The organism is Mycoplasmopsis gallinarum DSM 19816, assembly GCF_000621085.1.
Classification (GTDB): domain Bacteria; phylum Bacillota_I; class Bacilli_A; order Mycoplasmatales; family Metamycoplasmataceae; genus Mycoplasmopsis; species Mycoplasmopsis gallinarum.
This window is the reverse complement of record NZ_KK211211.1, coordinates 192,115-199,050: the sequence shown is the minus strand read 5'-3', so window position 1 is coordinate 199,050 and position 6,936 is coordinate 192,115. Positions and strand designations below refer to the sequence as shown.

At 22.7% G+C, this 6,936-nt stretch carries 5 protein-coding genes; 1 reads left to right on the top strand and 4 read right to left on the bottom strand.

Annotated elements, in window-relative coordinates:
* Nucleotides 1–145: 145 nt before the first annotated feature.
* Genes Q346_RS0103665 through Q346_RS0103650 form a run of 4 tightly spaced genes read right to left on the bottom strand, consistent with a single transcriptional unit; the run spans nucleotide 146 to nucleotide 4,669 of the window.
* Nucleotides 146–2,350, bottom strand: a complete 2,205-nt coding sequence (locus Q346_RS0103665; protein WP_027333112.1) for an OppA family ABC transporter substrate-binding lipoprotein — start codon at nucleotides 2,348–2,350, stop codon at nucleotides 146–148.
* Between the two features lie 7 nt (nucleotides 2,351–2,357).
* A complete protein-coding gene (locus Q346_RS03995) occupies nucleotides 2,358–3,425 on the bottom strand; it encodes an ABC transporter permease subunit (protein WP_051521818.1) in 1,068 nt (355 codons plus the stop codon).
* Nucleotides 3,425–4,375 carry an ABC transporter permease subunit gene (locus Q346_RS0103655; RefSeq protein ID WP_027333111.1) on the bottom strand — a complete coding sequence of 317 codons (951 nt, stop codon included), beginning with the start codon at nucleotides 4,373–4,375 and terminating at the stop codon, nucleotides 3,425–3,427. The genes Q346_RS03995 and Q346_RS0103655 overlap by 1 nt, the downstream gene beginning before the upstream one ends.
* A 24-nt stretch (nucleotides 4,376–4,399) precedes the next feature.
* A complete protein-coding gene (locus Q346_RS0103650) occupies nucleotides 4,400–4,669 on the bottom strand; it encodes an HPr family phosphocarrier protein (protein WP_027333110.1) in 270 nt (89 codons plus the stop codon).
* Nucleotides 4,670–4,801: 132 nt separating this feature from the next.
* On the opposite strand from Q346_RS0103650, the gene Q346_RS0103645 reads away from it, so the two are divergent.
* A complete protein-coding gene (locus Q346_RS0103645) occupies nucleotides 4,802–6,925 on the top strand; it encodes a helix-hairpin-helix domain-containing protein (protein WP_027333109.1) in 2,124 nt (707 codons plus the stop codon).
* The last annotated feature ends 11 nt before the right edge of the window (nucleotides 6,926–6,936 follow it).

The following is a 6,936-nucleotide window of genomic DNA, read 5'->3' as shown; positions in this document are numbered from 1 at the left end:
GATGGAAAATACGGAGTATCATTCCAATTATTTGATACAGCAGGCGAAAAAGTTCAAGAAAGCTTCTTTAACCCATTATTCGACGCACCAACAAACTAATTAATTTAATTGTTATTAAAAAACAGGAAATTTAATTTCCTGTTTTTTAATACACATTTATATCTTGGAAGTAAACTAATCCCTCATCTGATAAAGGCTTATCATAAAAATATTGTACTAATTGTTTATTATAATCATTTTGAATTAAAATTTGAGTTTCATTAAATCCAGTGTTTAAAATTAAATCAATCAATTTAATGAAATTCATTTGTGTATCAATAGACAAGTTATTCAATTTTGATTTAAGTTCATTATTTGAATTTAAATCAAAAGAATTTTTTATTAACGAGTTAAATTCTTGCCAATTTTGAATAGAAAAATAATTAAACAAAGTTTCTTTTAAAATAACAAAATTGTCAAAAAGTAATTTGAAATTTTTATTAGTTTGAAAATTATTTTCAAAAGAATTTATCAATGCACTCAAATGTAATGATGAATTTTTAAATAAATTAATGACATATTCCCCAAAAGAATTATCAAAATTATCGATAGTTAAATATTGTAAATAAGTTTTAGTTTGTTTATTAACAAATTGATATTTTGGATTTAATCTTGAATCCAAAGCATTAATTAATTCAATCAAACGTTGATAGTTTTTCTCACTTAATCAAGTTTTTTGACTATAAATAGGAATAATTCATTCAATTTTAGTATTTAAATCAATGTTGTGTCTTTCATAATATTCATCTAGAAGTTCTTTAATTCTTATTTTAATTTCTTGATATTTAATGTTTTTTAAAGCATCTGAATTGTTTAGTAAATTGCTAGAAAAAGATTTTTTATTCTCATAAAAACTAATTTGATTTAATGAGTTATTAAAATAAAGTAATTGATTATTAATTGTGTCTTTTAAATCAACTATTTTTATTTGATTAATTTCCAAATTTTGTGGTGTATAGGAATTTCAATAATTATTTTTATCTAATAATTGAACATAAGAATATGGATTTAAAATTACATTTAATAAATTTCTTAGTTCAAAAGCTTCAGAATTAAAGAAATTTTCAAATTCAAAAGAATTGTCAATACCAAAAAATATTTTTTCAAATAAACTAAAATTAGTTTTTGATTTGAGATAGTCTAAATCATAAAAGTATTTATTTGTATTGAAATTACTTAAAAAAGAAGTGTTAAAAGTTAAACCAAAAGCAACATTTTTTAAATTTACTTCTTCTTTTTGAGAAGAATTTAAAATATCGTAATCCACTTCTGAAACTAAATTTTGCTTAAAAGCCTTAAATTGTTGAAATCTAAAACTTTCTATATCGATTTCAACAGGGTTAAAATTTAAAACTATGTCTCTTAATTTAGTTAAAAGTTTTCTAAAAGTTAAATTTCAATAATGAAAATTTTTAGTAAATCTTAACTGAGTTGGCGAAGATTCAGCAACAATATAATTGCCTATAAAATAAGTATTTTCTAATTTAGTAGCAAAGTCAGAACCATATTTATCAAGACCAGCAGATGAAAGAGGATTAAAAATTAAATTATTAGTTAATTCTTTTAATACGAATTTTTGCATCCCTTTATCTCAGTATTCTGGTTTCTGAGAAAAAGTTAAGGAATAATTATCACCAAGATTAAGCAAATTTTCTAAAGTTGGTATTTCAATTAAATTTTTCTCAAAATATTGTTGATAATTAGAAGCTTGAGAAATTGAATTTCAATAATCTTTAGCAATAACAGAAGCACCAGTTTTTTGATTGTTAAAATTTACATAATCTAAAGATTCATTAGTATTTCGAATGAATAACCTAATTTTAGTAGCTTTTTTTAAGGTTTCTTCAAAGAATAAGCTATTTATATTTTCATTATCATTAGCATAAATACGAACAATACCATTATTAGTATTTTGATCTACCGAACTTTGATCGACTTCATCTTTGTAGAAATCATAACTTTCAAAATTATCAGAATTAGGTTTTTCAATAATTAATTGAATTCTTTCAGCCAAATTAAAAGTTAAAAATTTAACAGAATTTTTGAAAAAAACTTTATTCAATGAATCATATTTGCTTTTGTGTTGGAAAGTCCATTTAATTAAAGGAGAATGTAATAAAATTTCAAAATCGTTAGTAGGATAACCAATTTTATTGATCAGATAATTATTTTGAACAAAATTAGACTCATTATAATTTTTAATATATATATCTTTAAGATTAGCTTGTCTTACATCGCAACTATTACTTATTGTAAAAAATAGAGGACTAATTATTCCGATTGGTATCATTTTTTTTATTATTTTTTTCATTATTCTCCTAATTTTTTACAATAGTAGCCAAATATAAATTAACACTTAGAAATTTAAATAGAACAATTATTAAAGTAGTAAATATAGTAACAAAAATTAAATATGGAATATTACTAAAATCATCTAATATTTTTTTAAAAACATTTCCTAAAGTTAAAAATGAATTTAAATTATCAATTTTAAAAAAACTTAAAGAACACGCCACAAGTAAAGTTAAAGAAATATTTTCTGCAAAAACACTTAAGTTTTTTCATAAAATTTGCGGGATTATAATTTTTCAAATAATTCTTTGATTCGAAAAACCTGATACTTTATAAGCGTTAATGTATTCATTATTCTTTATTTCTTGAGTTAATGAATATGATGAGTAAAAAAAGTTGATTCATCCCAATAAACTCACAACTAAATAAAAATTTCAATAACTAAAACCTAAAAGTTTGAAAATAAAAAGATTTAAAAATACATAAGGCAAAATATTAAACAATCCAAAGGTAAAATAGCTAATTTTAGCTCAATTTTTTTCTTGATAATAACCTAAATATGTTCCTAAAAAAGCGCCAATTAACATTTGTGTTATGCATATAATAAATGTTAAAAACAGCGTAATAACCAAAGAATTAATTAAAAAACTAAATCTTGAAACACCATAATTATCAGTCCCGAAAAACAAAATGAATTCTTTTCCATAAATAACATTAAGCAAACGATAAGGGTTATAATAAAAAATTAATTTATCTCCGGCCGTTTTTTCTTGAATAATAATTTTAGAATCAATTTCGTTTCACTCTCTTAATAAAGTTGCAAAAGGTGAATCAACTTCAACTTTCTTTAAAGCAAGAGGATCAAAATAATTGGGTAGATTATAAAAAAGAGGACTATCTTTAACTTCTTCATTTGGTCTATAAGGGTAAAATAAAGCACTTAAAATTAGAAATAGCAAAAGAACAATTAAAATAGCAAATGTTAAAATATTAATCTTTTTGCTAAAAAATCTATGCAAAAAAGATTTAAAAGAATTAGTTGGAACAGTTGGCGAAATTACCTCATGCGATTTAGCAAATTTTAATCTTTCCATTAAATTCTCCTTTTTTGAAACGTTGTTTTAAATTTTAATTGCAAATTAAAAACTATCAATTTGTTATTTTTTAAATAATTTAAAGTTAGGTAATTAAAAATAGTTGTACTAATAAAAGAAAACAAAAGAAAGATAATTATTTGAATAGATATGAAAAATACTAAAACATTAAAATCTTTGGTTTCAAAAATTAATAAAATCAGCATTGACTGTCCCGGTATCTGAAACATTTTTTCTAAAATAATCAAAAAAGAATTCATTAATAAATAAATGGGGATTAATTCAGTGATTAAATTTGCAATAAGATGATTTAAATACCCTTTAAAAAAGACACTTAAATTTGACATTCCGTTGCTTTTTAATTGAGTTATAAAATCTCTCTTGCTAATTAAAATTACAGAAGTTTTAATATTTGTAGCAATATAGCTAATTGGAATAATTGACAAAAGCAAAATAGGCAAAAGAATTGATAGAAACCAAAATAATGCACCTGAGTCCGCAACATATAAAATAGGAATATCATTAATTTCAGCTACACTTAATAAAATTGGTGCAAAAATAAACGTTGGTACAGCCGCAAATATAAAAATTATTAAAGAAACAACATTTTCAGTTAGAGAATTAACTTTAAATCCTAAATATAAACCAATACTTATTCCCAAAAATAATGAAATACCAAAAGAAATACCAAGAATAATCATTGAAATTTCTCAATATTTATAAACTAAAAAATTTACAGATTCAAAACCAGAATTATTTAAAAAAATAGAAGAAGGTTTAAGGCTTTGGTTAAAAATGTTTTTTATAAAACTAAAAAATTGATTTAAAAGATTAGTTTCATAATTTTTATTAAAAAATGAATATAAAAAAATATAACTACCAAAAATAGTTATGATTAAAATAATAAAATAAATAAAAAGTTGTTTTGATACATAAGTGAAATATTTCATTTTGTATCTTTCTACATGAAATAATTAAATAATTTCATTAACTTTGAATGCTTCATGAAGCGCTTGAATTGCCTTATCTTCATCGTCGCCATTTGCTTTAACTGTAATTGTGTCATTTTTATTAATAGTTAATGCAATGATATTCATAACAGATTTTAAATTAGCAAATTTGCCATTTTTATCAATTACTAATTGAAGATCACTTTTAAATTTTGAAGCTTCAGCAGCGATGAAAGTTGCAGGACGAGCATGTAATCCAGCAGGATTATTAACTTTAACAGTAAATGTTTTCATAATACCTCATATACACTTATATTTTTGTATATTATACTCCATTAAAATCAATATATTAAATACCTTAAATAATAAATATAAATTATGGAAAATAATTTTCATATTTTATTAATTTTTTTAAAATTCTCAATTATGAATAAAACATTTAACCAAGAAGCATTAAAAACAGTTATTAATGAATTGCAAATTACTGAAGAACAAGCAATAGTGACTTTAAATTTACTTAATGAAGGTGCAACAATTCCTTTTATTGCACGTTATAGACAAGGTCAAACTCAAGGACTAAACGAAGAACAAATTCAACGCATTAATGAAATATATATTTATAATGTCGAACTCAACAAAAGAAAAGAAAGTATTATTGAAATTTTAAAAGAAAGAGATTTGCTAAACGAAGAAATTTTAAAAAATATTAAAAAAGCAACAACTAAGTCTGAATTAGAAAATATTTATGAACCCTTTAAAATAGGTAAAAAAACTAAAGCATCTGAGGCTATTCAATTAGGGTTAGAACCATTAGCTTTAAGCATTTTTAATGAAACAAACCCAAAATTTAATCCGTTTAAAGAAGCTGAAAAATATTTAAATGATAAAGTAAGTAGTATTGATTTTGCAATTGAACAGGCTAAATTTATTATTAGTCAAATAATTTCTCAGGATATTACTACCAGAGAATATGTAAAAAATCAATTAATTAATTTTGGCACAATAGTAACTAAAATTAAGAAAAATGCAGAAGATGAAAAGAAGATTTTCGAAAAATATTATGATTACTCGGAAAAAGTTAAGTTCATTAAAAACCATCGTATTTTAGCAATTTCAAGAGCTGAAAATAAAAAAATCATTAGTTATGATATCCAATTTAATGAGAAAAAAATATTGTTTGATTTAAACAACAAATATTTTAAGATTAAAACCACAGGAAAAATCTTGAATGAAGCACTAATTGACAGTTTAGAAAGATTAATCTATCCTTCGATAATTAGAGAAATTAAATCTGATTTATTTGCAAAGGCTGAAAAAGAAGCAATCAAATTATTTGCAACAAATGTCGAAGAAATGCTATTAGCACCTGCCATTAAAAATAAAAAAATTCTAGCAATTGATCCAGGATTTAAAACTGGATGCAAAATTGCTCTTTTAGATGAAAAGGGCAATGTTTTAAACATTAGCAAAATCTTTTTATTTCACGAATATAATAAAAATGAAAAAGTTATTTTAACCTTAATAAAGGACTATAAAATAGACATAATTGTTATTGGCAATGGAACTGCTTCAAGAGAAACAGAAGAATTAATTGCTAAAATTGTCAAATCAAATAATTTAAATCTTAAGTTTGCTTTAGTTTCTGAAATTGGCGCAAGTGTTTATTCTGCATCAGAAGTAGCGATTCAGGAATTTCCTAATTTAAGTGTTGAAGAAAGATCGGCAATTAATATTGGCCGTAAATTTCAAGATCCTTTAAATGAATTAGTAAAAATAGATCCCAAATCAATTGGAGTTGGACAATATCAACATGATTTGAATCAAAAAGAGCTTGAAGAACAGTTGAAATTTAAAGTTGATAAAGTTGTTAACTTAGTTGGAGTAAATTTAAATACTGCTACAAAAAGTATTTTGACTTATGTTTCAGGTTTAAGTGCAAAAACAGCTCAATCAATTATTGATTATAGAAATGAAATTAAAGAATTTTCTAATCGAAAAGAATTATTAAATGTAAAAGGATTAGGTAAAAAATCTTATGAACAAGCTATCGGATTTTTAAGAATTTTTAATTCAAAAGAATATTTTGATAAAACTTCAGTTCATCCCGAAAGTTATGAATTAGCCTATAAAATAGTTAAAAAATTAAATCTCGATTTAAATAATATTGATAATGAAGATTTAGAAAATGTAAATAAAGAAGAATTGGCACAAGATTTAAACACTTCAATTTATGATATTAATTTAATTTTAGAAGCTCTAATTAATCCGCTTAAAGACATTCGTGATGAAAAAGAAGGCTTAATTTTAAAAAGTGAAATTATGACTTTTGATGATTTAACTCTCGGATATGAATTAGAAGGAAACATTTTAAATATTACTGATTTTGGAATATTTGTTTTTATAGGTATTAAAGAAAGTGTTTTGATTCATAGTTCAAAAATACCATTTAAAAATTTCAAAGAAATATTAAAACCTAATCAAAAAATTACTTTAAAAATCATAGAAATTGATAAAACTAAGCATCAATTAAAGGGCGAATTTGTAAAGTAATTTAAATTTAA